The organism is Candidatus Margulisiibacteriota bacterium, from assembly GCA_041661965.1.
Taxonomy (GTDB): domain Bacteria; phylum Margulisbacteria; class WOR-1; order O2-12-FULL-45-9; family XYB2-FULL-48-7; genus XYB2-FULL-45-9.
Genome location: JBAZTH010000002.1, coordinates 390,270 through 415,001, shown reverse-complemented (window position 1 = coordinate 415,001; position 24,732 = coordinate 390,270). Strand labels below are relative to the sequence as shown.

At 49.8% G+C, this 24,732-nt stretch carries 23 protein-coding genes; 17 read left to right on the top strand and 6 right to left on the bottom strand.

From position 1 onward, the window contains the following. Positions 1 to 12: 12 nt before the first annotated feature. The 9 genes from WC772_04905 (at position 13) to hisC (ending at position 11,788) form a co-directional block, all read left to right on the top strand. Entirely contained in the window at positions 13 to 1,053 is a 1,041-nt protein-coding gene (locus tag WC772_04905; GenBank protein ID MFA6170091.1) for a histidine kinase N-terminal 7TM domain-containing protein, read from the top strand. A gap of 39 nt (positions 1,054 to 1,092) precedes the next feature. Continuing rightward, positions 1,093 to 2,898 (top strand): tRNA uridine-5-carboxymethylaminomethyl(34) synthesis enzyme MnmG, encoded by a 1,806-nt coding sequence (gene mnmG, locus WC772_04900; protein ID MFA6170090.1) that lies wholly within the window; start codon positions 1,093 to 1,095, stop codon positions 2,896 to 2,898. Next, complete coding sequence (locus WC772_04895) at positions 2,895 to 3,353, top strand: OmpH family outer membrane protein (protein MFA6170089.1); 459 nt, start codon at positions 2,895 to 2,897, stop codon at positions 3,351 to 3,353. The genes mnmG and WC772_04895 overlap by 4 nt, the downstream gene beginning before the upstream one ends. Next, positions 3,350 to 4,270 (top strand): UDP-3-O-(3-hydroxymyristoyl)glucosamine N-acyltransferase, encoded by a 921-nt coding sequence (gene lpxD / locus WC772_04890; GenBank protein MFA6170088.1) that lies wholly within the window; start codon positions 3,350 to 3,352, stop codon positions 4,268 to 4,270. The genes WC772_04895 and lpxD overlap by 4 nt, the downstream gene beginning before the upstream one ends. Before the next feature lie 113 nt (positions 4,271 to 4,383). Further along, complete coding sequence (locus WC772_04885) at positions 4,384 to 7,098, top strand: N-6 DNA methylase (protein MFA6170087.1); 2,715 nt, start codon at positions 4,384 to 4,386, stop codon at positions 7,096 to 7,098. Then, positions 7,095 to 8,708, top strand: coding sequence for an RNA-binding domain-containing protein (locus WC772_04880; protein MFA6170086.1), 1,614 nt, complete (start codon positions 7,095 to 7,097; stop codon positions 8,706 to 8,708). Before WC772_04885 ends, WC772_04880 begins: the two co-directional genes overlap by 4 nt. Before the next feature lie 155 nt (positions 8,709 to 8,863). Beyond that, complete coding sequence (locus WC772_04875) at positions 8,864 to 9,988, top strand: glycosyltransferase (protein ID MFA6170085.1); 1,125 nt, start codon at positions 8,864 to 8,866, stop codon at positions 9,986 to 9,988. Between the two features lie 13 nt (positions 9,989 to 10,001). Beyond that, positions 10,002 to 10,727 carry a hypothetical protein gene (locus WC772_04870; protein MFA6170084.1) on the top strand — a complete coding sequence of 242 codons (726 nt, stop codon included), beginning with the start codon at positions 10,002 to 10,004 and terminating at the stop codon, positions 10,725 to 10,727. Next, complete coding sequence (gene hisC, locus WC772_04865; protein ID MFA6170083.1) at positions 10,727 to 11,788, top strand: histidinol-phosphate transaminase; 1,062 nt, start codon at positions 10,727 to 10,729, stop codon at positions 11,786 to 11,788. Before WC772_04870 ends, hisC begins: the two co-directional genes overlap by 1 nt. Here the strand turns inward: hisC and WC772_04860 are convergent. Then, complete coding sequence (locus tag WC772_04860; protein MFA6170082.1) at positions 11,785 to 12,939, bottom strand: hypothetical protein; 1,155 nt, start codon at positions 12,937 to 12,939, stop codon at positions 11,785 to 11,787. The genes hisC and WC772_04860 overlap by 4 nt on opposite strands. A gap of 58 nt (positions 12,940 to 12,997) precedes the next feature. On the opposite strand from WC772_04860, the gene gcvT reads away from it, so the two are divergent. The 5 genes from gcvT to WC772_04835 are packed head-to-tail and all read left to right on the top strand — an operon-like array spanning position 12,998 to position 16,371. Next, positions 12,998 to 14,035 (top strand): glycine cleavage system aminomethyltransferase GcvT, encoded by a 1,038-nt coding sequence (gene gcvT, locus WC772_04855; protein MFA6170081.1) that lies wholly within the window; start codon positions 12,998 to 13,000, stop codon positions 14,033 to 14,035. A gap of 4 nt (positions 14,036 to 14,039) precedes the next feature. Then, positions 14,040 to 14,318, top strand: coding sequence for a hypothetical protein (locus WC772_04850; protein ID MFA6170080.1), 279 nt, complete (start codon positions 14,040 to 14,042; stop codon positions 14,316 to 14,318). Further along, complete coding sequence (gene gcvH / locus WC772_04845) at positions 14,315 to 14,692, top strand: glycine cleavage system protein GcvH (protein ID MFA6170079.1); 378 nt, start codon at positions 14,315 to 14,317, stop codon at positions 14,690 to 14,692. The genes WC772_04850 and gcvH overlap by 4 nt, the downstream gene beginning before the upstream one ends. Next, a complete protein-coding gene (gcvPA, locus tag WC772_04840; GenBank protein ID MFA6170078.1) occupies positions 14,689 to 15,885 on the top strand; it encodes an aminomethyl-transferring glycine dehydrogenase subunit GcvPA in 1,197 nt (398 codons plus the stop codon). The genes gcvH and gcvPA overlap by 4 nt, the downstream gene beginning before the upstream one ends. Positions 15,886 to 15,930: 45 nt before the next feature. Further along, a complete protein-coding gene (locus WC772_04835) occupies positions 15,931 to 16,371 on the top strand; it encodes a thioredoxin family protein (GenBank protein MFA6170077.1) in 441 nt (146 codons plus the stop codon). A 34-nt stretch (positions 16,372 to 16,405) separates the two neighbouring features. Here WC772_04835 and gyrA read toward each other — a convergent pair whose 3' ends face one another. The 5 genes from gyrA to dnaA form a co-directional block, all read right to left on the bottom strand. Next, the gene (gyrA, locus tag WC772_04830; protein MFA6170076.1) at positions 16,406 to 18,964 is read right to left on the bottom strand and encodes a DNA gyrase subunit A; all 2,559 of its coding nucleotides are present in this window, start codon (positions 18,962 to 18,964) and stop codon (positions 16,406 to 16,408) included. Continuing rightward, positions 18,964 to 20,925: a DNA topoisomerase (ATP-hydrolyzing) subunit B gene (gene gyrB / locus WC772_04825; protein ID MFA6170075.1), complete on the bottom strand. Its 1,962-nt coding sequence runs from the start codon at positions 20,923 to 20,925 to the stop codon at positions 18,964 to 18,966. The genes gyrA and gyrB overlap by 1 nt, the downstream gene beginning before the upstream one ends. After that, the gene (locus WC772_04820; protein ID MFA6170074.1) at positions 20,900 to 21,202 is read right to left on the bottom strand and encodes a DUF721 domain-containing protein; all 303 of its coding nucleotides are present in this window, start codon (positions 21,200 to 21,202) and stop codon (positions 20,900 to 20,902) included. The genes gyrB and WC772_04820 overlap by 26 nt, the downstream gene beginning before the upstream one ends. Continuing rightward, positions 21,202 to 22,338 carry a DNA polymerase III subunit beta gene (gene dnaN / locus WC772_04815; protein MFA6170073.1) on the bottom strand — a complete coding sequence of 379 codons (1,137 nt, stop codon included), beginning with the start codon at positions 22,336 to 22,338 and terminating at the stop codon, positions 21,202 to 21,204. The genes WC772_04820 and dnaN overlap by 1 nt, the downstream gene beginning before the upstream one ends. 195 nt (positions 22,339 to 22,533) lie before the next feature. Continuing rightward, positions 22,534 to 23,904: a chromosomal replication initiator protein DnaA gene (dnaA, locus tag WC772_04810; GenBank protein MFA6170072.1), complete on the bottom strand. Its 1,371-nt coding sequence runs from the start codon at positions 23,902 to 23,904 to the stop codon at positions 22,534 to 22,536. A 114-nt stretch (positions 23,905 to 24,018) separates the two neighbouring features. On the opposite strand from dnaA, the gene rpmH reads away from it, so the two are divergent. Genes rpmH through yidD form a run of 3 tightly spaced genes read left to right on the top strand, consistent with a single transcriptional unit; the run spans position 24,019 to position 24,681 of the window. Next, a complete protein-coding gene (rpmH, locus tag WC772_04805) occupies positions 24,019 to 24,156 on the top strand; it encodes a 50S ribosomal protein L34 (GenBank protein MFA6170071.1) in 138 nt (45 codons plus the stop codon). Then, positions 24,146 to 24,484: a ribonuclease P protein component gene (gene rnpA, locus WC772_04800; GenBank protein ID MFA6170070.1), complete on the top strand. Its 339-nt coding sequence runs from the start codon at positions 24,146 to 24,148 to the stop codon at positions 24,482 to 24,484. The genes rpmH and rnpA overlap by 11 nt, the downstream gene beginning before the upstream one ends. Then, positions 24,472 to 24,681, top strand: coding sequence for a membrane protein insertion efficiency factor YidD (gene yidD, locus WC772_04795; protein ID MFA6170069.1), 210 nt, complete (start codon positions 24,472 to 24,474; stop codon positions 24,679 to 24,681). The genes rnpA and yidD overlap by 13 nt, the downstream gene beginning before the upstream one ends. The last annotated feature ends 51 nt before the right edge of the window (positions 24,682 to 24,732 follow it).

The window sequence follows — 24,732 nt, the reverse complement described above, 5'->3', positions numbered from 1 at the left end:
AATTCACCAGCTATGGCAATGTTCTTCCCTTATTTTGAATTGGCCGCGTCCCTCTTCATCTTATTGCTCGCCTTTGAGATCTGGACCCGCCATTACGAGAACCATTTGGCCCGTTTTTTTTCTTTTTTCGCTTTGACCGCTTTTCTCTGCGCGATCTTAACCTATTCTTATCGGATCGCCTTCACTTTAGAGATCGCCCGGGATATTAATCGGATCAGTGCCCTTCTTTGGGTCTTCATTTTCCCGCTTTTCACTCATTTTGTTCTTCTTTATACAAAAAAAGATAGTTTTCTTCAATCAGCTTACAACTATCTCTGGCTTTATCTTCCCCCTTCGGTCCTGGGGCTATTGTTCCTTTTCACCAATTCGATGTACCAACGCTATGAGATCCAAAATATCGGGATCGTCAGCCAGCCGGCGCCGTTATATTGGCTCTTCGCGATCGAATCGATCATTTATTGCTGCTGGGGGGTAGGCTTATTGCTCTGGTATTCCCAGGTTACTCCGCAAAAGACCGAAAGGTCCCAAGCGATTTTGATCGCGATCGGCTCGATCGTCCCCTTCCTGGTCGGTCTGGTCACCGACTTTATCTTGCCGTTGGTCCTTGGCTACCGGTTGGGTTTCCCCACGTTGGTTTTTGACCTGGCGGTAATGAACTTTTTTATTTTCATCGCCATGCGCTCCTATAGTCTTTTTGCCATCTCCCCGGCCTTGGCGGCCGACGTAATTATTGAGACTATGCCGGACGCGCTGGTGGTAACCGATATCGACGGCTGTGTTATTTTCATGAATGAAGAAGCGAAAAAACTGCTCCATACTTCCGGCGAAAATACCTGCCACGTTATTTCAACTTTGTTTAAAAACCCGGCGGATTATGAGCGGCTCTATGACGAGGTCGCCCACAAAAAACTGCTGATCGAAAGGTTTGAAGCCGAGCTGAAGGACCCGATGGGGGAACGAATCCCCGCCCTGATCAATGCCCGGCTCCTCCGCGCCAAGGGCTTTGGCGAAATCATTGGGATCGTTTTCGTCATCCGGGATATCCGCGGCTGATCCCTTGAAATCCCCCCTGTTTAAAGCCGATTAATCAACATGAGAGCAACTTATCGCACATCTTTCGAGGTTATCGTCATCGGGGCCGGGCATGCCGGGATCGAAGCGGCCCTGGCTTCCGCTCGGCTTGGGTGCCGCACCCTCCTTTTAACAATGAACATCGATACGATCGGTTATATGTCCTGCAACCCGGCGATCGGCGGCCCGGCCAAGTCACAATTGGTCCGCGAAGTTGACGCTTTGGGAGGCCAGATGGGAATTTCTGCCGACCTAACTTTTCTGCAAATGAAAACTCTCAATACCAACAAAGGGCCAGCGGTCCACGCCTTGCGCGCCCAATCCGACCGTCAGCAATACCATCAGATGATGGAAAAAATTCTGGAAGAACAGCCCAATCTGGAGATCAAACAAGCGGAAGTCAGCGAACTCCTTATTGCCAACGATCAAATTGAAGGCGTACGAACGGTCCTTGGCCCTGTTTATCGCGCCTCGAACGTGATCGTCACCACCGGAACATTTCTAAAAGGGGTCATCCATGTCGGGATGAGCCATCAAGAGGCCGGACGAATGGGGGAAGGCCCTTCAAACCAGCTTTCCGACTCTCTAGCCAAGACCGGCCTGAAGTTAGGTCGCCTTAAGACTGGCACGCCAGCCCGCCTTAACCGCCGTTCGATCGATTTTTCTAAAATGGCGGTCCAACCCGGGGATGAACCACCCCGACAGTTCTCCTTCACTTGGGAATATCGGCAATATGGGCTGTCCGGCTTACCGGAAAACGAAACTTTTTCTCTGCCGCAAATCCCTTGCCATCTGACCTGGACCAACGAACGAACACACGAGATAATTCGAGCCAACCTTGACCGCTCCCCCCTTTACCAGGGAAAGATCAAAGGGGTCGGCCCCCGTTACTGCCCCTCGATCGAAGACAAGGTTGTCCGCTTCCCTGAAAAGGACCGTCAGCAGTGCTTCATTGAGCCAACCGGTCGTTCGACGCTGGAAATGTACGCCCAGGGGATGTCGACCTCTCTGCCGGAAGATGTTCAGCTGGCAATGCTCCGAACCATGCCGGGACTGGAAAGCGTAGAGATGATCCGCCCTGGGTACGCCGTAGAATACGATTATGTCCTCCCCTCCCAACTTCAATACACCCTGGAAACCAAAACGATCTCCGGCCTCTTTTGCGCCGGGCAGATTAACGGAACTTCCGGCTACGAAGAGGCGGCCGCCCAAGGGTTGGTCGCCGGAATCAATGCCGCCCTTAAGACCAAAGGGGCCCCCCCTCTGATCCTTGGTCGGGACGATAGCTATATCGGCACGCTGATCGACGACCTGATTACCAAAGAGATCTTAGAGCCGTATCGCATGCTGACCTCCCGCTCCGAATACCGGCTGCTCCTCCGCCAAGACAACGCCGACCTCCGCCTCACGGAAAAAGGCTATCGGGTTGGGCTTATTTCTGAATCCCGATATCAGGCCTTTCTTAAAAAGAAAGCCGCCGTCCTGGCCAAGGAAGCGATTTCCCGGGAAACCAGGGAACAGATCGAGATCGCCCAAAAATATCAGGGGTATATCGCACGGCAGCTGGAGCAGATCGCCCGCTTTAAGAAACTGGAAGATAAGCGGCTCCCCTCATCGTTCGATTATCAAATATTAAAAGGGCTTTCCACTGAAGCTCGGGCTAAGTTGACCGCCATTCGCCCAACCTCGATCGGCCAGGCGTCGCGGATCGCCGGGGTCTCGCCGGCCGACATCGCCGTCCTCCTTATTTGGCTGCAAACCTGCAGTAGACAAAGCAAAATCACCATGTTAAAATCGGTCGCTGGACAAGAGGAGGTGACATCGTGAAAAAGCTATTATTAATCGCACTAGCGGCAGTTTTCCTGGCCGGCGTCTCTCACGCGGCCATGGATTCCGTCGGCTATATTGACGTCCAAAAGGTCTTCAAGGAATACAAAGAGACCGACAAAGCCCAAAAGGATCTGTCAAAGGACGAAGAAAACTTCAAAAAAGAATTCGAAGACAGCCAGAAAAAACTACAGGAAGCCGAGAAAAACGGCAAGAAACAAGAAGAGCTCGAAAAGATGAAGAAAGAGCTCGAAGAAAAGCTGGCCCCCAAGCGTGATTCGCTGATCAAAAAGAATCAGGAATTGACCGGGAGGATTCAGGCCGCCATTCTGGAATCGGTCAAAAAAGTGGCCAAAAAGGTTGGGGTTGAAGTCGTTCTCGACAAACAGGTACTGATCATCGGCGGAATGGACCTGACCGACATGGTCATCACCGAGCTGAATAAAGGAAAGTGAAACTCGCAAGACTAGCCGAACTTGTTTCCGGCACAGTCAACGGTAACGCTGACCAAGAGATCAATAAAGTTTCGACTATCGAAGAGGCCGGGGTTGGGGATCTCGTTTTTGTTCTAGAAGACAAGAATCTCATCCCGGCCTTTTCATCCTCCGCCTCCGCCGTCGTCGCCACCAAGGCCCCAGCCAACACTCAAGGTAAAGCCTATCTGCAGGTTAAAAATCCGCGACTGGCCATGGCAAAAATCTTATCTGGCTTCATTGCGCCAAGCCAGCCCGGCACTATTTCCGATAAAGCGGCCATCGCCAAAAGCGCCCAGTTGGGGAAGAACGTTTCAGTCGGCCATTTCTCTTGCATCGGGGAAGATTGCCAGATTGGAGAGAATACGATCATTCACTCCAATGTCACGATCTACGACCGAGTTGTTATCGGCGCTAACGTCATCATCCACGCCGGCGCCAGGATCGGCGTCGACGGTTTCGGTTTTTCCTGGGAAAACGAGCAACACGTCAAGATCCCCCAAGTCGGAACAGTAATCATTGAGGACAACGTCGAGATCTACGCCAATGTCTGCGTCGCCCGCGGGACGATCGGCGCGACGCGCATCGGCCGGGGGACCAAGATCGACTGCCTCACCCATATCGCCCACAATTGCCGGATCGGGGAGTCGTGCGCCATTACCGCTCTGGTCGGCTTTGCTGGTTCGGTCACCTTCGGCAGGCACGTGCAGGTCGGCGGCATGTCCGGATTCAACGGACATATTACCGTCGGCGACAACACCATCGTTATGGCCAGGTCAGGCGTTACCAAAGATATCCCGGCCGACTCCGTCGTTTCCGGCTTCCCAGCTTACGACAACAAAGAACAATTAAAATTCCAGGCCACCCTGAAACGTCTGACCAAAAAGAGCGGGAAGTAACCCCTTCGGAAACCTGCGGCAACATCGCCGCAGTTTCCTACGAAAGGCATACCCCGCGACTAAACGTCGCGGTTATTCTTGTTTTCCTCTGTTATTAACGGTAAAATCACGTTATGAGCACAAAAGAACAGGCAAAAAAGAAGATTGCCGCTTTAATTGAAAAGTATGAATTAATTGCTAAAGCAGGGAAGCTTAAAGATTTCAACGAAGCTAACACCCGCAAAGATTTTATTATGCCCCTTTTTGAAGCTCTTGGCTGGGACATTAGAAACAGCTATGAAGTTGCCGAGGAAGAAAACGTCTCCAACGGCATCGTTGACTACGCTTTCAAGCTAAACGGTATTACAAAGTTCTATCTTGAAGCCAAGCAAATCTCCGTTGACCTGGAAGAAGAGCGCTGGGCGGAGCAAACCATTGATTACGCCTGGTACAAAAGCGTTACTTGGGCCGTACTTTCCGATTTTGAAGGAGTAAAGATCTTCAATGCCGAATGGCGCGAGCCATATATTTCCAAAAACCTGTTCATTGACTTAAAGTACACTGAATACCTGGAGCGGTTTGACGATCTCTGGTTGTTATCTAAAGAAAGCCTCGAAACCGGCTTACTCGGGAAGAAAGCGGAACAATATGGAAAAAAAGCCAAACGACGCCCGGTTAACGAGGCAATATTTGATGACTTACTTACTTGGCGCAAAGCCCTATTAGAAGACCTAAACAAGTTAAATCAAACGATCACTCTGTCCGGCGAAGAAAAAGAAGAAGTCGTTCAAAAGATTCTCGATCGGTTGATCTTCATCCGCTCCTGCGAGGACCGTAAAATCGAGAACGAGCGGCTTCGCGCGGCGTTAAGAGATTGGGAAGAAAAAGACAAAAAAGGCGAACTGTACGATAAGGTCGTGGCCATTTTTGAGTATTATCATTTTTATGATACCAGCCTATTCGCTCCCGGCCACCCGTGTGAAAAGGTCAATCTTTTTAATGGGACGATTAACTCCATCATCAACGGACTTTATTACAATGGCCAAGAAAAGATCCATTATGATTTTAAGAGTATCCCCGCCGACGTCCTGGGCGGTATTTACGAGCAGTATCTCGGCCATATTCTAAAACGAGGGAAGCTGGTCGAAGGGAAGCCGCATCGCAAAGAACAAGGAATATATTATACCCCCAAATATATCGTCGATTACATCGTCGAAAACACTCTGGGGAAATTACTGGCCGAAATGCCCCCCGAAAAGGCCGGTCTGATTAAAATATTGGACCCTGCCTGCGGCTCCGGCTCTTTTCTTATTAAGGCGCTTGATGTTATGGACAAATATTATGAGCAAACCACTGAATTTAAGAATATGCCTTATAACCGTCGGGTGAAGGCCCTGCAAAATAATATTTATGGGGTCGACCTTGACGAAAAAGCGGTCGAGATCGCCCAACTTAACCTCATGCTCCGCGCTTTAGCAGAAAGGCGGACCCTACCAAACATCTCTTCAAATATCAAATGCGGCAATTCGTTAATATCCGGAACACCGGAAGAGCTCAAAAAACATTTCGGCGTCAACTGGCACGACAAGAAGCCCTTTAACTGGGAAGAACAGTTCCCAGATGTTTTCAAGCAAGGGGGATTTGATGTAATTATTGGGAATCCGCCGTATATTTCTCTGTTTGGAGCAGAAGAGGACAAAGAATATTTTAAATCTAATTATAAATCCTTTGAATATCAGGTAAACAGTTTTTCTCTTTTTATTGAAAGGGCCGCCACTCTTTTGCGTAAGGGGGGTCGCCTAGGGTTTATTACCCCTGCTGTATTTCTTTCCCAACATTATTTTTATCACCTTCGTAAGTTGATTTTTGACAACTTCAATCTCTTAGAGGTGCTAATTCTTAAGCATAGGGTTTTTGGGGCCGCTGAAATCGGAGATACTTGTGTTTTTATATTTGAAAAACGGCCAAATAATTCTTCTTTAGCCAACAACATCGTTAAGTATGCCATAGTTAATAGTGAAAGTGGTTTTAATTATGTTGAATATGGCTCTGTCCCTCAGTCTGATTTTTTGAAAAATCCCCGCCTAGAGATTTCTCTCGCAGGAAATGCCGCCCTTTTAGACAAGATCCAAAAGGTTTCTGTTCCATTAAAAGCTCTCGCTACCTGCATTTTAGGTATTAAGCCCTATCAAGCAGGGAAAGGCAAGCCAAAACAGGATAAAAAAACAGTTGAAGATCGGCCTTTTGATAATTGTGTAAAACTCGATAATAGCTATAGGCAGTATTTAATGGGTAAAGACATTAATAGATACGTTATTGCCCCTCGGGAAGATCGTTTCATCAAATACGGGGACTGGCTTGCGGAACCAAGGCCTACCGCTCCCTTTGAGCGCGATAAGATTATTTTAAGGCAGACCTCTGACGTTATTAGGGCGGTAATTGATAATGATAAGTATTATAATCTGAATAATATTTATAACATTGAAATTATCAACCATAAATACTGCTATGAATATTTGCTAGGCATTTTAAACTCATCTTTATTGAAATTTGTTTATCAATCCTTGGTTCCTGAAAATAAGCGATTGTTTGCTGAAATCAAAAAAATTAACCTGGACAAATTGCCAATTAGGGCCTTAGAAAGCGCCGAAGGACAAAAAGCCTTGGCCTCACTCGTAAGAAGGTTGCTTGGACTTTATAAGGAGCGATTAAAAACGCCCGAAAACTCCAATAAATGTCTCCAGCTTAAAGAAGAAATCACCAAAACAGACAAGCAAATCGACGCCGAGGTATATAAGCTATATGGGCTGACGGAGGAGGAGATCAAGACAGTGGAGGGGGAGAAATGACAACTTTTGAAGAACTAGGCCGTTGGCTTAGAAGGCCGGAAGGTTTAAACCTCGAATTTAAAACAGCTAGTAATAGTTTTGATAAAAAAAATGATTTGCCGGACTACTGTGCCGCGCTTGCAAACGAAGGCGGCGGGAAACTTATATTGGGCATATCAAATAATGGGGAAATAAAAGGAACGGCCGCTTTTTCTGGGACTTACCAGAAGCTCTCGCATGAGCTATATACTTCATTAAAAATTAGAATTGATGTTGAGGAGCTTCAGCACCCGAAAGGCCGGGTTCTTGTTTTTCATGTTCCATCCAGGCCTAAAGGCAGCAGAATAAAATCGAACGGTCATTATAAGTTTCCCATGCGCCTTGGGGAATCGCTTTCCGAAATGGATGATGCGACCACAAAAAACATACTAAATGAAACCGACCCGGATTTCTCTTCTCAATTTGTTCCGGGGCTTTCCTTTAAAGACTTGGACTTATCTGCGATTACCCGCCTTCAGTCCTTGTGCGCGACTAAATCAAAGTCTTCAAATTATCTTAAGCGTTCCCCTGAACAATTTCTTACAGATTTGAAACTAATCTCCGATAAAAATGTAACTTTTGCCGCTTTAGTATTGCTCGGCAAAAGCCAAGCTCTCGATGCCTTCTTGCCTTCCTCCGAAATAATTTTTGAATGGAGACAAGTCCCAGACAAAACTTCTTTTGATTTTCGTGAAAATTGGCGCGGACCGTTTATTGGCCTGTTTGATGTTATTTGGGAAGAGATTGACAAAAGGAACCTACGAACGCCTTATAAAGAAGGGTTTATTCAAAACGACATCCTCTCTTTCGATCGAGACAGTATCAGGGAAGCCATTCTTAATGCCGTAGCACACCGTGATTACACAATGAAAGGACATTCCATTTTTATCCTTGCGTCTCCTAACGCTTTTTCTATCATTAGCCCTGGCGGGTTCATGCCAGGAATTACGCCAACAAATGCCATCAATAAAAGCGCGTGGAGAAATCAACGACTTGCTGAAACCTTTGAAAAGGCTGGCTTAATTGAGAGATCTGGACAAGGCCTTGATATTATCTTTGAAAAAACAATTCGTGACGGCAAGGGAACGCCCAATCTTTCTCGAAGCGATTCCTTTTCCGTTGTCCTTGATATCCCAGCCGTTGTCAAAGACATCAACTTCATTCGCTTCCTTGAACATATTGCGAATGAAAAACAAATAAGATTTTCTTTTGATGAACTTCTCGAGTTAGAAAGGATAAGAGAGAATCAACAAGTCGCCCAAGTTGTATTCAAAGAAAGATTTATTAAACTTGGATTAATTGATCAAATTGGGCGAACTCGTGGGGCTAGGTATATCCTTTCTCATGAATATTATCGGCATGAGGGCAAAATTGGCCGCCATACCGCTTTGGCCGGATTACCAAGAGAAGAAAAGAAGGCATTAATACTGGCGCATCTGAAAAAACATAAAAAGGGCTACCCCAAGGATTTTTCCGATGCATTTACTGGATTGAAGGCTAAGGACATCTCAAATATTTTACAAGAATTAAGAAAAACAAAAAAGATTATTCATGTTGGACCAAAGCGTGGCGGTTATTGGCAGCTTAATTAGCAACAATTCCCTCATTTTTAAGCTCCTTGCGTTGCTATATTTTGCATAATTACTTGATATTTCAAGCGGATTAATTAGCTTGAATTAGCTAGATCAATTATATGTAGCGATTCCCTTTGGGTTACGTGTTTTTAAAAGGTTGGTTTATCAAAATAATGAACATCGCTTTTTTCGCCGATTCTTATAAGCCTTATATTTCCGGGGTAACTAACTCGGCCGAGATCCTGGCCAAGAACCTGCGCTTGCGCGGACATCGCGTCTACATTTTAGCGCCGTCTTATCCCGGTCACCTCGACACTGACCCGGATATTATCCGTTTTCCTTCGATCGCCGGGGGATATCCCAAGTTCCGGCTGGCAATTCCGGTTGTCAGGAATATGCCGAAAGTCGACATTATCCACAGCCAGTCGCCTTTTCAGGCCGGACTGCTCGCCCGGCTCATTGCTCGCCGCAATAAGATTCCGCTGGTTTACTCGTTCCATACTTTTTTTACCCGCTACACCCATTACGCCCGCTTCGTCCCTAAGGCCCTGGCCAAAATGGGGATCGCTGCTTATATCAGCCAGTACGCCAATGGGGCAGAGGCTGTGATCGCCCCTTCCGAAGTCGCCCGCCGTTATTTAAGGCGGCTCGGGGTCAATAAAAGGATCGAGGTTATTCCTTCCGGAGTAGAAACGGACCAGCTCCCCGATTCTTTGGCCGAGACCCGCCGCGAACTCCGCCTGCGCTACGGCATTCCCCAGGACGCGATCGTCTTGCTTTATGCCGGCCGGGTTTCCAGAGAAAAGAACCTGGCCTTTCTTTTCAAAGCGTTTGAACACTTAAAGCGCCAAAACGTCTATCTGGCGATCGTGGGTAATGGCCCGCTCGATAAAGAGCTCCAGCAGCGGCACAAACGGGACAAGAACATTATTTTTGTTTCCGAAGTCTCTTACCCCGGTATCTTGTCCCATTACTGCCTGGGAGATATTTTTCTTTTCTCGTCTCTGACCGAAACTCAAGGGATGGTGATCGCAGAAGCCAAGGCTTCGGCCCTGCCGGTCGTCGCCCTATATGCCGGCGCCCTGACCGGGTCGGTCCGCAACGGCATCGACGGTTATCTGGTCCCCCGCAATTTGGCCAATTTCACCGAACATGTTAACCGTCTGGTCGGCGATCCAGCGCTCCGCGAAAAAATGGGCCGGGCCGCCCAAGCCGACGCGCTGGAACGGTTTGCCGCACCGGCGGTTGCAAAAAATATTGAGACTCTCTATAATTCTCTTGTCCATGACGACGCCTAAAAGGAGAAACCAAATGAAGCATACTTTAATGCGTGTCTCTCTGCTCTGGCTTGTTCTTTGTTCGGCGAGCGCCGGCTTCGCGTTCCCGAACGTTTTTCCAACCTCAACCTTTAACGGGCCCTCGGGGCTTGTCCGGATCCCGGCCGCCGACGTCGTGCCGTATAAAAACTACAACCTTGGCATGAGCTACGGCTCGACTACGACCTCCCTTTCCTCGGGTACGGCCGACTCCGTTCTTTATTACTACATGAACATGGGTTCATTTCACGGGTTGGAGCTGGGGATCGTCGGCGGCAACGACCGGGTAACCAACAAACTGCGCGAAGGGGTTTTTGTTAATATGAAACTTTCGTTGTCGGCGGACGAGGATTCTTATCCGCTCAAGGTCGCCCTTGGGGTGGAGAATCTCTTTTCCTACACCCAGACCGATGTCTACATGGTCGCGACCAAATATTTTAAACAGGGGCCGAAGATGACCTTCGGCTTCATGGCGGATTTCCCCAATTATAAATTCCGGCCTTACGGCGTCTTAGGAGGGGAATTCCCGACCGCCGACACTTTTATTCTGGTCGGTGATTTCATGCTCGGGGAGAACCTTTCCCAGCTTAACGCCGGGATGCGGATCTATTTTACCCCGATCTTTTGCCTGAACATCAACGGGCTTAACGTCTTGGATTCAACTACCGCGAAAGACCAGCGCTCGGTCCTGATCGGTTTTAGCTGGGCGAACCCGATCTAATGGGGTTGATCCGCGAAGCAATCGGTCAACTAAAAGATTACGTCCCGGGGAAAACTCCGAGCGATCCCAAAGCGATCAAACTCGCCTCGAACGAAAATCCTTTCGGTCCTTCACCCAAAGCCATTGACGCCTTAAAGCAAGCGGCCGGCCGCTCCCAGGTTTATCCTGACCAACAAGCGCTCTCCTTGCGAAATAAGCTGGCCGAGTCGTTTGGCCTGACCGCCGACTCGATCGTCGTCGGCAACGGCTCCGACGAGATCATGCTGATGATCACGACCGCTTTTCTTTCCGCCGGCGAGGAAGCGATCATCTGCCGGAACAGTTTCAGCTTATACGAATTCGTCACCCGCCTGCTCGACGGCCGGCCGGTTTTCGTCCCGCTGAATAACAACCGGCAAGACCTCCCGGCAATCGCGGCCGCTATTACCGGTCGGACCAAGCTGATCTTTTTGACTAATCCGCACAACCCGACCGGGAGCTATCTCTCGACAACGGAATTGGCCGCTTTTCTTTCAAAGGTGCCGCCGGAAGTCTTGGTCGTGATCGATGAGGCCTATGCCGAATTCTCAACGGCTCCGGACTTCCCCAAATCGGTGGAATTGCTCAAGCGGTTCGCCAATGTCATCGTCCTTCGGACCTTCTCTAAATATTACGGCCTGGCCGGCTTACGGGTCGGTTACGGCTTGGCCCGGCCGGAATTGACCGCCCCGCTTTTCAAGACGAAACTTCCTTTTAACGTCAATCGCCCGGCGCAAGCGGCGGCGGAAGCGGCCCTGGGAGACAAGCGTTTCTTAGAAAAAACCTTGAAGAACAATGAGGCAGGGAAAAAACAACTCTACGCGGCCTTTGCTCTCCTTGGCGTGGAATATATTAAGACCGAAGCCAACTTCGTTTTTGTTAATATTAAAAAACCGGCCACCGATTTTTGCCGGGAGCTGCTGGCGCGGGGAGTTAGCGTTCGGCCCCTAACCTCGTTTGGGTTTCCGGAGGCGGTCCGGGTTTCGATCGGGACCAAGGGGCAGAACGATCGTTTTATCGCTTTGTTAAAAGCGCTGCTTTAAGCCGCTTCCAACTGTCGTAAGATGTGATTCGTTCGGCTAAGATCGATCCGTTTGATCGTTGGCGGCGGATTGAACCCGAGAATGACTTGGTCGATCTTTTCTTTGGCCTGGTAGCCATCATAATAACCGGCCAGGAACCCTTTCAGCAGCGCGATAAAACTGTCTTTCCCCAAAACCCCGGCGATCGATTTTTCCAGGCGATGCGTTCCGCCAAAGAACCGCTGGATATCGCAAAGGCGCGAATAGTAATGGACCGAAACTTTCCCTGCTTCAAAGCAACTTCTTTCTTTAGCCGAGATGGCCGTCGGTTCGGCCGCCAGCCGCCGCCAGAAAGTTTGTTCCGCCTCCGCAAAGGTCCGCATCCCTTCCGGATCGATCAGGTTCCCGTGGATCTCGACATTGGCCGAATGCAAAGAAGAGTACCAGAGCGGCTTTCTGACCGTCTCACGGCCGACTGTTCCCTCCCGCCAGGGATTATGCAGGGTGTAACCGGCCTTATGAAGTTTGCGCAGTTGCCGGCCCAGCCGTTCGCCGCTTTCATGAAGAAATTGCGCGAGCGTTTTTCCTTCTAATTCCGCCAAAGTCCTCGTCACGCCGGGACGGGAATCAAGCCGCAACCAGGGATAATATTTCCCCTCTTTGCCTGAGCGATACAACTGGGCGTATCCATCGTAAGCAGGAAACAACGCCCCTAAATCAACCGCTTCGGCTTCTAATTCGCCGATGAGGCTAAGCCCCTTGACTTCATTTCTGGCCGCCGCCAAAGAAAGGAGCCCTTCCGGATCGCCCGAGTTTAGGTTCCGTTTTCCCGGATAAAACTGAAAGGGGGTTTTCCCTTTGAATTCGGAAACCTTGCCGTCTTTCTCGACAATGTACATTGCCCGGTTGCTGTGACTTTGAATGGCAAAAACCGTTGAAAATTGGCGGAGTTTTTCGGCCGGAAGCCCAAAAGCAACTTTTTCGTCGGTAAAAAGAGTTTTAGTCGCGGGATTATACATCCCCAAAGAATAGCCGGCGTTGTCGCCAAGAATGGCGTATTGATATGCCTGGGCTTTTTCCAGTAGTTCCGGCCCGGCCTTAGGAAAAAGCGTTTTTAACGCCCGGCGGCGGACCGATCTTTCAATCTTGGCTCTAAGTGTTTCGATGGCCATCTCGTATGTATATCGTCATTTTCTTAACAGAATTTCAGAAAAGGTATATAATAAGATCATGCTAAAGCGCACAATTTTATTTAATGACCACTTGGCCCTCGGAGCCAAAATGGTCCCCTTCGGCGGCTGGGAAATGCCGGTCTCTTACAAGGGGATCATCGAAGAGCACCGGGCGGTCCGGGAGCAAGCCGGGCTTTTCGATATCGGGCATATGGGACTGCTGCGGATTGAAGGGGCTAACGCCTTGCCTTTTATCCAATCGGTCGCGACCAATGACGCTTCCCGCCTAGCTGTCGGGCAAGGCCAGTACGCGGTCCTCTGCAACGAGCAGGGCGGAGCGGTCGATGATATTCTGATATATCGTTTTGCCGATCATTACATGATCATCTGCAACGCCAGCAACACCGATAAAGTCATTGCCTGGCTGACCAGCCACCGCGCCAATAATGTGACTATCAATCAAATGAACGATCAAGCGATGCTTTCTATCCAGGGTCCGGCCGCTATCGCGCTGGTTGAAAAAGCGCTTAATACAACTTTGGCCGGGCTTAAGCGAAATCACACTTTAATCTTGGGCCAGCTCATCCTTTCCAGAACCGGGTATACCGGCGAAGATGGAGCGGAGATCGTTCTCCCCAAAACTCTCTGCGCCGACTATTGGCATAAATTTCTGGCCCTTGGCCTACAACCGTGCGGCCTCGGAGCGCGCGACACCCTGCGGCTGGAAGCGGGGCTCCCTCTTTACGGCCATGAATATGACGACTCAACCACCCCCATCGAGGCGGGCTATGCTTGGGCCGTAAAATTAGACAAAGGGGCCTTTATCGGACGGGAAGCGCTGCTTAAGCCCCCGCAAAGGCAGCTTGTCGGACTTGAACTAGAAGGGCGCGCGATCCCCCGCCAAGGGAATGCCGTAGTCAATGAAAAAGGGGCCTCTCTCGGAGTGGTCACCAGCGGGACATTTTCCCCAACCTTCAAACGCCCGATCGCTATGGCCTATCTCTCTAGCCTATCTGACAAGGTTTTCATCGAAATTCGCGGCACAGCCCAGCCAGCAGCGATTGTTGACAAAGCGTTTTATAAAAGAGTAAAATAAGTTCATGGAAAAAAAACTCTACTATTATCTGCTTTCGCTGGCCGCCCTTTTCTTTCTCCTCTGGGGGGTTGTTGATCTCGCCAATACCATCGTCACTTCGTTCGGCCGGGCCCCGCTACCCGCCGACCAGGCGTCCGAAGGGCTCAACGAACAAAATCTCGACCTCTACTACCAAAAGAAAATGCTGGTCGATCGTTATTCCGACAGCCTGATCCGAATCGTCGTCAGCGGACTGGCTTTTTATTTCGCTAAAAAAACTATTAAAGATATGGAGAAGGCATGAATTACCCTGAAAATCTGAAATATACCAAAGACCATGAGTGGGCCAAACTGGACGGCGGCCTGGTGACCGTCGGGATTACCGATTACGCCCAGGATTCTTTAGGTGACGTGGTCTACGTTGAGCTCCCGCCGGTCGGCAAAGAACTGATCGCCGGCAAAGAATTCGGCGTCGTCGAGTCAGTCAAATCGGTTTCCAGCCTTTATTCTCCGATCAATGGCACGGTTGTTGAGGCCAACGGTGCGTTGGAAGGGAATTCGGCCCTGGTTAACAAAGCGCCTTATGCTGACGGTTGGATGATCAAGCTTAATCCGGCTAACCCGGCCGACTTGAACAACCTGCTGTCAGCCGCTGACTACCAAAAAACCTTGTCGTGAGCGATCTTTTCGCCGACATTCCGGCCTCGGTCAAGCTCAAGGCCCTTTTATCCCTCCCGCACCCCTTGAGCGAGCCGGAGCTCTTGTCTGCATTGGCTGAACAAAGCGCCAATAACGATCGCCCCTCATTTCTGGGGGGCGGGATCTACAATCATTTTGTCCCCAGCGCCGTCAAGCATCTGGTCGCGCGGCCAGAGTTTTACACCGCTTATACCCCCTATCAAGCGGAAGCCAGCCAGGGGACCCTTCAGGCGATCTACGAGTACCAATCCATGGTTTGCGCTCTCACCGGAATGGAAGTCGCTAACGCCTCGATGTACGACGGAGCCACCGCCCTGGCCGAGGCCGCCTTTATGGCTGTCCGCCTGACCGGCCGCAAAGAAGTGGTCGTTTCTACGGCCGTCAATCCCTATTACCGGGAAGTCCTGCGGACTTATTGCCGGGCGGCCGACCTCCCGCTTCGTGAAATTGAGCATCAGAGCGGTCTGACCGCCAAATCACCGGGGGTTAATGAGGCCGGCGCCTGTTTTATCCTGCAACAGCCGAACTTTTTTGGCAACATCGAAAGCGTCGCGGACTTGGCCGATAAGATCCACGCCGCCGGCGGTTTGTTTATCGTCGCGGTCGATCCGATCTCGCTCGGACTTTTAACCCCGCCGGGAGAATACGGCGCGGATATCGTCATCGCGGAGGGGCAAGCCTTGGGGAACGCTCAAAACTTTGGCGGTCCCGGTTTAGGGATCTTCGCGGTTAAGAAAGCTTTCGTCCGCCAGATGCCGGGAAGGGTCGTCGGCGAAACGGTCGACCTTGACGGCCAGCGGGGGTTCGTTCTTACTCTCTCGACCCGGGAACAGCATATTCGCCGCGAAAGGGCGACCTCCAACATCTGCAGCAATGAGGCGCTTTGCGCTCTGGCGGCGACCATTTATCTTTCTTTGCTCGGCAAGACCGGGTTAAAAAAAGTTGCCGAACTCTCGCTGCAAAAAAGCAATTACGTGAAGGGGGCTTTGCCCGCCGACAAGCTGGCTTTCCCGACGGCCCGGACTTTTAAAGAATTTGTCGTTAAAACTGAAAAGCCGATCGGACTTGACCTGGCCCCTCTTTACCCGGCGCTCAATGGCTATCGCTTGATCTGCGTAACTGAACTGGCCGGCCGCCAGCAATTGGACGATTTGCTGGCCGAACTTTCCTAAGCCGCCCCGGAAATGGTATAATCAGATTTTATTAGAGGTGCTTTTATGAATAAAAATTTGTTGGTTAATCTGTTAATAGCCGCCGTAGTCATTGCCGCGATCATCGTCGCCATCTTCGCCCTGGGGAATATCGGCAAAAAAGAGCCCGAGATCCAGCTGGCGGCCGGGACCCCGGAAACAAAATCGGTGTCGGTCGAAGGAGAAAAAGTCGGCAAGCTTCCCAAGGTCCTAACCTTATATCAAAAAGGAGAAGGGGAATCCGACCTGGCCGCGTTTGTTTCAAGTGAGTTGGCCAAAGAAGCGAGGAACGTGGCCTTTTTCCGGGCGATCAACGTCACCGAAGATCCGCAAGCAGCGGTTTATTATGGGGTAACGGAACATCCGACGATCGTTATCTTGCGGCCCAATGGTTCGATCTTCTTGAAATATGAAGGCTATCTGGATAAGGCCAAATTAAAGAGTTTCGCCGTTAAAGCCGCCCAATAATTTAAGCCCTCCCTTTTTTAAGGGGAGGGCTTTTTTATCGTTTCTTCTTGATCGGGAGCTTTTCCCGCTCTTCTTTGATCTTCTGACGGATCTCTTCTTTGCGCTTTTCTTCGTCTTCGACCGCCTTTTCGATCACTTCGCCAGCCTCTTCGTCGCTGATCACCCGGGCCAGGTCGACAACATAGTCCCCTTCATCGACCCGCTGGATCCTGACCCCTTTGGCATAGCGCCCCTGGGCGGAAATGCCGGCCGCTGTTTGCCGGCTCATCGTCCCTTTAGCGGTTACAAACAAAAGTTCGTCCTTAGGATGGATGATCTTCATCTGGGAAACTTCATCCCCTTCGCGCAGTTTAATCGCGATGTGGCCTTTGCCGCCGCGGTTCTGGGGAGAAAACTCATCAAGCTTCATCCGTTTGCCGTACCCGGCTTTCGAGATCGCCAGCAGGTCTCCCCCGTCGGCAATAATATCCATGGAGACGACATAGTCCTTGCCGTTCAAGCGGATCCCGCGCACGCCGGAAGCCGCGCGCCCCATCGGCCGCAGATCTTTCTGGCTGAAGCGGATCATGATGCCGGTCGCCGTCCCCAGGATTATTTCCTGCTTGACGTCCCCTTTCTTCACCCAGCCGAGCTCGTCGTCCGGCCGCAGTTTGATGGCGATGATGCCGCTTCTCCTGACATTGGCAAAATCGGCCAGGCTGACTTTTTTGATCATTCCTTTTTTGGTCGACATGATCAGGAATGAATCTTCTTCTTCAAATGATTCGACCTGAACGGTCGCGGTCACCTGCTCGCCCGAGCCGACCTGAAGGACATTGGCGATCGCCTGCCCTTTACCGGCACGGCTCGCTTCGGGAAGATCGTAAACCTTTAATTTGAAGACCCGCCCCTTGTTTGTAAAGAACAGGACAAAGGCATGGGTGGAGGCGGTAAAGACGTTCTCGATCTCGTCTTCTTCCCGGGTGTTCATCCCGGAAACCCCGCGACCGCCGCGCAATTGCGCCTTGAACGCGGTAACCGGGACCCGTTTCACGTAGCCGTCCCGGGTCATCAAAACGACGACTTCCATTTCCGGGATCAGCTGTTCGATATCGACGTCTTCAACCGCGCTGACGATTTCGGTCCGCCGCTTATCGCCGAACTTCTCTTTAACCTGCAGCAGTTCCTTTTTCACTAGGCCGAGAAGCTTTTTCCGGCTGGCCAAAATCTCTTTTAACTCTCCGATCAGCTTCTTCAGCGCTTTTAGTTCTTCCTCGATCTTTAATCTTTCCAGTTGGGTCAGGCGCTGCAGTTTCAAGTCGAGGATCGCCTGTGCCTGGATTTTTGAGAGCTTGAATTTTTCCATCAAGGCGCTGCGGGCGTCTTCGGGATTCTTAGCCTTTTTGATTATCGCGATTACGGCGTCGATATTGGAAACCGCGATCATCAAGCCTTCCAAAATATGGGCCTGTTCTTCGGCCCGCCGCAGTTCATATTTTGTCCGCCGCGTCACTACCTCTTCCCGATGGGTCAAGTAGTGCTGCATCATCTCCTTTAAGTTCAGGGTCTTCGGTTCCCCATGAACCAGGGCGACCAGGTTGATCCCGAAGGTGGTTTGCATGTTGGTGTGCTTGAAAAGCTGGTTCAGCACGACATCGCGGGAAGCATCCCGCTTCAGTTCAATATAAATACGCATGCCGTCACGGTCGGATTCGTCGCGCAGGTCGGAAATGCCGGAAATTCTTTTTTCCTTAACATGGTCGGCAATCTGTTCGATCAATTCCGCCTTGTTGACCTGGTAAGGGATCTCGGTCACGATGATCGCTTCTTTGCCGGCCTTCACCCGTTCAACGTCGAACTTCGCGCGCAGGGTCAGGTGTCCCCTGCCGGTTGAAAAACCGTCTTTGATCCCCTGCTTGCCGCAGATCTGGCCGCCGGTCGGGAAATCCGGTCCTTTAACGATCTTCATCAATTCTTCGATCGGCGTTTCCGGCTCATCGATCAGGACCGACATGCCATCGACAACTTCAGACAGGTTGTGAGGCGGGATATTCGTCGCCATCCCGACCGCGATCCCGGAAGAGCCGTTGACCAGCAGGTTGGGAATACGGGACGGTAAAACTAACGGTTCCTGCAATGATTCGTCGAAGTTTGGCCCAAAGTCGACGGTTTCTTTGTCGATATCGGCCATCATTTCTACCGCGATATGGCTAAGCCTGGCTTCGGTATAGCGCATCGCCGCCGCAGAGTCTCCATCGACGCTGCCAAAGTTCCCCTGGCCATCAACCAATGGGTAACGAAGCGAAAATTCCTGGGCCATGCGGACCATCGATTCATAAACAGCGCTATCGCCATGCGGATGGTACTTACCTAAGACTTCACCGACTACCCTGGCCGACTTCTTGTGGGGCTTGCCGGGCTGGAGGCCTAATTCATCCATCGCGAATAAGATTCGGCGATGGACCGGCTTCAAACCGTCACGGACGTCAGGAAGCGCGCGGCCAACGATGACCGACATCGCGTAATCGATGTAGGAGCTCTTCATCTCGTGTTCGATCGTCGTCTGCAAGATCTTCGGAGTAAACAACTTTTCTTGTTCTTCTTTTTTTGCCATTATATGTCCAACCTCTTCACTAGCTTAGCGTTCTTTTCGATAAATTCCCGGCGCGGTTCAACTTCGCTCCCCATCAAAACTTTAAATATTTCATCTGCCACTTCGGCTTCTTCCATCGTCACCTGCAGCATGGTCCTGGTTTCCGGGTTCAGGGTCGTGTCCCAGAGCTGTTCCGGGTTCATTTCGCCCAATCCTTTATAGCGCTGGAGGGTGATCCCGTCTTTCCCTATCTCTTTCATTTTTACTTCCAACTCTTTGTCCGAAAAGAGCCAGTGCTGGCTCTTCCCTTTCTTCAAGAGATACAACGGCGGCTGGGCAATATACAAGCAGCCGTATTCGATGATCTCTTTGGCGTAACGGAAAAAGAAGGTCATGATCAAGGTCCGGATATGGGCGCCGTCAACGTCGGCATCGCAAAGGAGGATTATTTTATGATAGCGCAGGCGCTTTTTTAATTCCTCGGTAGTAATCTCGTTTTCGCTCTCTGAATTTCCGTCCCCTTTTAACGCGGTAACGGCCGACGGACCGATCGCGGTAATTAAGGTCCTGATCTCGTTATTGGCCAGGATCTTGTCCAGTCTGGCTTTTTCAACGTTCAGGATTTTCCCTTTAAGCGGCAGAATAGCCTGGAAGCGGCGGTCCCGTCCCTGCTTGGCGCTGCCGCCGGCGCTGTCCCCCTCAACGATGAAGATCTCGCATTTGGCCGGATCGGAATCCGAACAATCGGCCAGCTTGCCCGGCAAGGTCGCGGTGTCCAGCGCTGATTTCTTTCTTTCCAGTTCCTGGGCTTTTCTCGCTGCCGCCCTGACTCTCATGGCGACCAACGATTTTTCGATCATCGCCTTGGCCACGGCCGGATTTTTATCAAGATATAAGCTCAACCCGTCGTTAACGATCGAGTCGACGATCCCCTTAACTTCGCCGTTGCCGAGCTTCATCTTAGTTTGGCCTTCAAACTGCGGGTTAGAAAGCCTTAAGCTGATGACCGCGGTTAAGCCTTCGCGGACGTCCTCGCCGGAAAGCATTTCGTTTTCTTTTAAGATCTCGTTCTTTTTGGCGTAGCTGTTGATCGCTTTGGTGAGGGCCGACTTGAAACCGACGACGTGGGTTCCCCCCTCTCTTGTTCGGATACAGTTGACATACGAGGCGATATTTTCGTCGTAGTATTCTTTGCAGTGTTGCATCGATATTTCCACGAACATTTTTTCTTTTTCGGCGGAAAAATAAAGCGGCGGCGTATAAACCACGTCTTTTTTATTGTTCATGAAGGCGACAAACTCAACGATCCCGCCGTCGTATTTAAAGGTTTCGCTGACTCCGTCGCGCTCGTCGATCAGCTGGATCTCAACCCCTTTGGTCAGGAAGGCGATCTCCTGCACGCGATGTTTGATGATATCGTATTCATAAACGGTTTCGTCAAAAATATCCTTGTCCGGCTTAAAGGTGACGATCGTCCCGGTCCGTTCCTTATCTTTATCGGCCACGATTTTCTCTTTACCTGGAATGCCGATCTTAAAGCCTTGCGTATAAACTTTCCCGTCACGATGGATCTCGACTTCCATCCATTCCGACAAGGCGTTAACGACCGAGACGCCAACGCCGTGCAACCCGCCCGAAACCTTATATGATGTGTCGCTGAATTTCCCGCCGGCATGCAGGGTTGTTAGCGCGACTTCGGCCGCCGGTCTCTTGGTGTCCGGGTGAATATCGAAGGGAATCCCGCGACCATTGTCTTCTACGGTCACGGAGTCGTCCTTATGGATCGTGACGATCACTTTGTCGCAATAGCCGCCCATCGCTTCGTCGATGCTGTTATCGACTATTTCATAAACAAGGTGGTGCAATCCGGATTTGCCGGTCGAGCCGATATACATGCCGGGACGCATCCTGACAGCGTCAATCCCGCCCAGGATCTTAATATTTGACGCGTCGTAATTAGAGGCCGCTTTTTCCTTTGCCATCAATTCCTCCTGCTTTAAACCTTATATCGTAAATTGCTTCTTCGCCCGCATACTCGTTAAACTTAGCGATGATCTGTGTTTTTAAAAATGAGAGCTCATAGGCCCAGGTTGCGGTCGAGGTTGAAACATTTAGCACCCGATTACGGATACTGATCGGTTCCGTGTGTTTCCTCGCCCTTTCATCAATAACTTTTTCCCAGACGGTCAGGAGATTGCAATTCCTGATCACCCAGGCGAAATCGCCGTTTTGAATGATCTTGCCGACCTGCTCCGGCATTACGCCGCCTCTTGGGTCCTGATCGGCATTACTATATATAAATAATCGGTTTGATCGGCCGGCTTAATGACCCCCGGACTTAACCCTTCAGAAAATTCCACGATCACGCTTTCCGCGGTTAACGCTTCCAGAACATCGGATATTAACCTAACATTAAACGAAACCCTGACCTTTTCCGTCCCATTGATCTCGGCCGCCAAGCCTTCATCAAAACTGCCGACATCCGGAGTATGAGCCGAAAGATGAAGTTCACCGTTCTTGACTTCGAACATCGTCACATTGGCCGAACCGGAAGCAATGACCGCCGCCCTTTCAGCCGCGCTTAACAGTTCTTTGCGGCTGACTTTAACCAGAGTCGTGCTTTTTTTAGGCACAACCTGTTTGTAATCAGGGAATTTCCCCTGGATCACTCTGGAAACCAGATAAACTTCGCCGCAATTGAAGCTGACCTGGTCATTGGAAACCGTTATTTTAACATTGTCGCAGTTCTTGCTGTCAAGAATTTTTAATAATTCGCTCATCGCCCGCGCAGGAACGATTATACTGATCCCCTCGGCCGCTCCAGCGACTTTTTCGCCCCTTTTCGCTAAACGATAGCCATCAGTGGCAACCAGCCTCATATTGGATGTGTCGCCGCTTATACCGCTTTTCCCGAATTCGATCAGGATTCCGGTCAAAACATATTTATCTTCACTGTTGGAAACGGAAAAGATTGTATGTTTGATCATCGAAGCAAAACTTCTGGCATCAACGGTTATCGTTTTGCCTTCTTTGATCTTTGGTAGCGCAGGAAATTCATCGGCTGGTAAAGAATGAAGATTAAAATGGGAGTTTTCATAGCTGATCTTAACGGTTTTGTTCTCCGCAACCTTAAAATTAACACTGGTGTCTGGTAATTTTGAAACAATCCCGCTCAAAGTCTTAGCTGGTAAAAGAAAAGAACCCTCTTTGGCAACATTCGCTTTTACGTTAAGTTCAATCCCCATTTCCAAATTGTTGGCCGAAAGCTTTAAGCCGTTCTTTGATAATTCGAACAGGATGTTTCCAATTATTGGCAGTGTACTCCTGGTCGCAACGATCTTTTCAACGGTTGAAACCCCGCTTTGCAGATCTTTTTTTTCGCAGGTAAATTCCATATCCTTCCTCCTCTAATCCAACTTGTCCAAGGGCCTTAGTATTATAGTATATTTAAGAATAGTAGTAAAAGAGTTTGTAGAAATGTTGATAAATCATTTCATGGCCGCAACCGGGCTAAAATTTATTCAACGATTTCAACAACCCTAATAAACGACTGTGAACAACTTAGTTGCACAAAAGTTCTGCACAGGCTTTTACACAGGCTTGGGTGTGTATTTCTTGATATTGTTTCGGACATGTTTAACCGCGTCGCCGATCTCCGCGTTCCCTTTCAATTCAGCCTTAACCTTTTCAATGGAATGAAGGACCGTGGTGTGATCGCGGCCGCCGAATTCGGCCCCGATTTTAGGCAAGGAGGCGTTGGTCATTTCCCGGGCGACGAACATCGCCACCTGCCTGGCCATGGCGATCTTTTTGGTCCGGTCTTTAGCGTCGATATGTTCCGATTTGATGCCGAAGTAATCAGCGGTGATCTTTTTAATGAGATCAATGGAAATATTCTGATCTTCCTTTTGGGCGTTCAGGATGTCTTTGAGGACCTGGTCGACCAAAGCAATGGAAATATCAACGTTGTTTAATGAAGCAAAAGCGACGATCCTGATCAGGGCCCCTTCCAGCTTCCTGATATTGGAAATGATCTTGCTGGCAATCAGGGAAAGGATCTCATCGGAAATGTTAATGCCGCTTAACTCGGCCTTTTTCTTTAAAATGGCAACCCTGGTCTCGAAGTCGGGCGCCTGAACATCGGCGGTCAATCCCCACTCGAAACGTGAACGGAGCCTTTCCTCCAGCGTTGGGATCTCTTTAGGCGGGCGATCCGAACTGACCACGATCTGCTTATTCGCTTCATAAAGCGCGTTAAAAGTGTGGAAAAATTCTTCCTGGGTCCGTTCTTTGCCGGCGATAAACTGAACATCATCAACCAACAGGACGTCGATCGAGCGGTACTTGTTGCGGAATTGAACCGTTTTGTCGTCGCGGATTGAATTGATCAGTTCGTTAGTGAACATTTCGGACGTGATGTACAGGACCTTGGCCTTGGGGTTCCGCGATTCGACCCGGTGGCCGATCGCCTGCATTAAATGGGTCTTACCGAGCCCTACCCCACCGTAAAGAAAAAAAGGATTATAAGCAGTGGCTGGGCTTTCCGCCACGGCCAAAGCGGCGGCATGAGCAAAGCGGTTCCCCTGCCCGATCACAAAAGTTTCAAATGAATAGCGGGGATTTAAATACGGATTCGGCGGCCGGGTCGGCTTTTTGGAAATCATTTCCATTGCCGCCTGCGTTTCGATCAGCGGGGTCGTAAACAGCTCCTCACTGCCGACGATAAAATGGACCCCTTTGATCTCGGCCTTAATGGCGCGGGCTTCTTGTTCCAGCAAGGTGACGCAATGTTTGGAGAGCCAATTTTTGATCACGTCGCCGGGAACGGCGATTTCCAAAATCCCTTGGTTGACCCCGACCGGCTTCGTGGAAGTAACCAAAGTCTCATAGATCGGCTTGTTAAGACTTTTTTCCAATGAAGCAAGAATCTCGTTCCAGATAAGATTTATATCTAATGTCATAAAGGCGTAGAAAGCGAGTATAGCAAGGGATTCGTAAATATTCAAGGGTTATCGACGAAAAAAGGTTGACAGAATTATAGAAGATTGAGTATAATTAAGGAAAGAGGAGTTACTATGACAAAACGAGAATATCAACCGCACGTTAAAAGCAAAAAGACAACCCATGGCTTTCGTTCGAAAATGAAAACCAAAGGCGGCCGCCGGGTCCTGGCTAACCGACGGAAAAAAGGAAGAAAGCGGCTTGCTCCCTAAAAAACAGAGACTTTCCAACAGCCAGGATATTAAAAAAGTTCTGGATAAAAACGATTTGCGCTTTAATACTCCCCTATTCACCCTTGTCGCAAAAGAGAACTTCCTGGGCAAACAACGGGCGACCGTGGTCTGTTCGAAAAAAGTTGGGAATGCCGTCAAAAGGAATCGAATACGACGAAAAATCGTCAGGGCGTATCAAGGTATTCTTAATAATATAGCCAAAAAAGTTGATGTGGTTATCTTGGCTAGACATAATGAAGCAGAGATAAGCGATTACGAGGATCAAATGAGTAAGGTGGCTGAAAAGATTGGCTTATGCAAAAAGTGACCCTGTTTATAATAAATTTGTATATAAAATCAAAAGGCCTCTGGCTTAGAAATTGTTGTCGATTTTATCCCAGTTGCTCGGTCTATGCCCATGAAGCCGTTAGTAAGCATGGGGTAATTAGGGGGCTTGGACTAGGGGCAAGGCGAATTTTAAGATGTAATCAGTTCTCGGCCGGGGGATACGATCCGGTTCCATAAATGTTTCACGTGAAACATTTCGTTTCAGGTAACAATAATGGCCAATGAGCC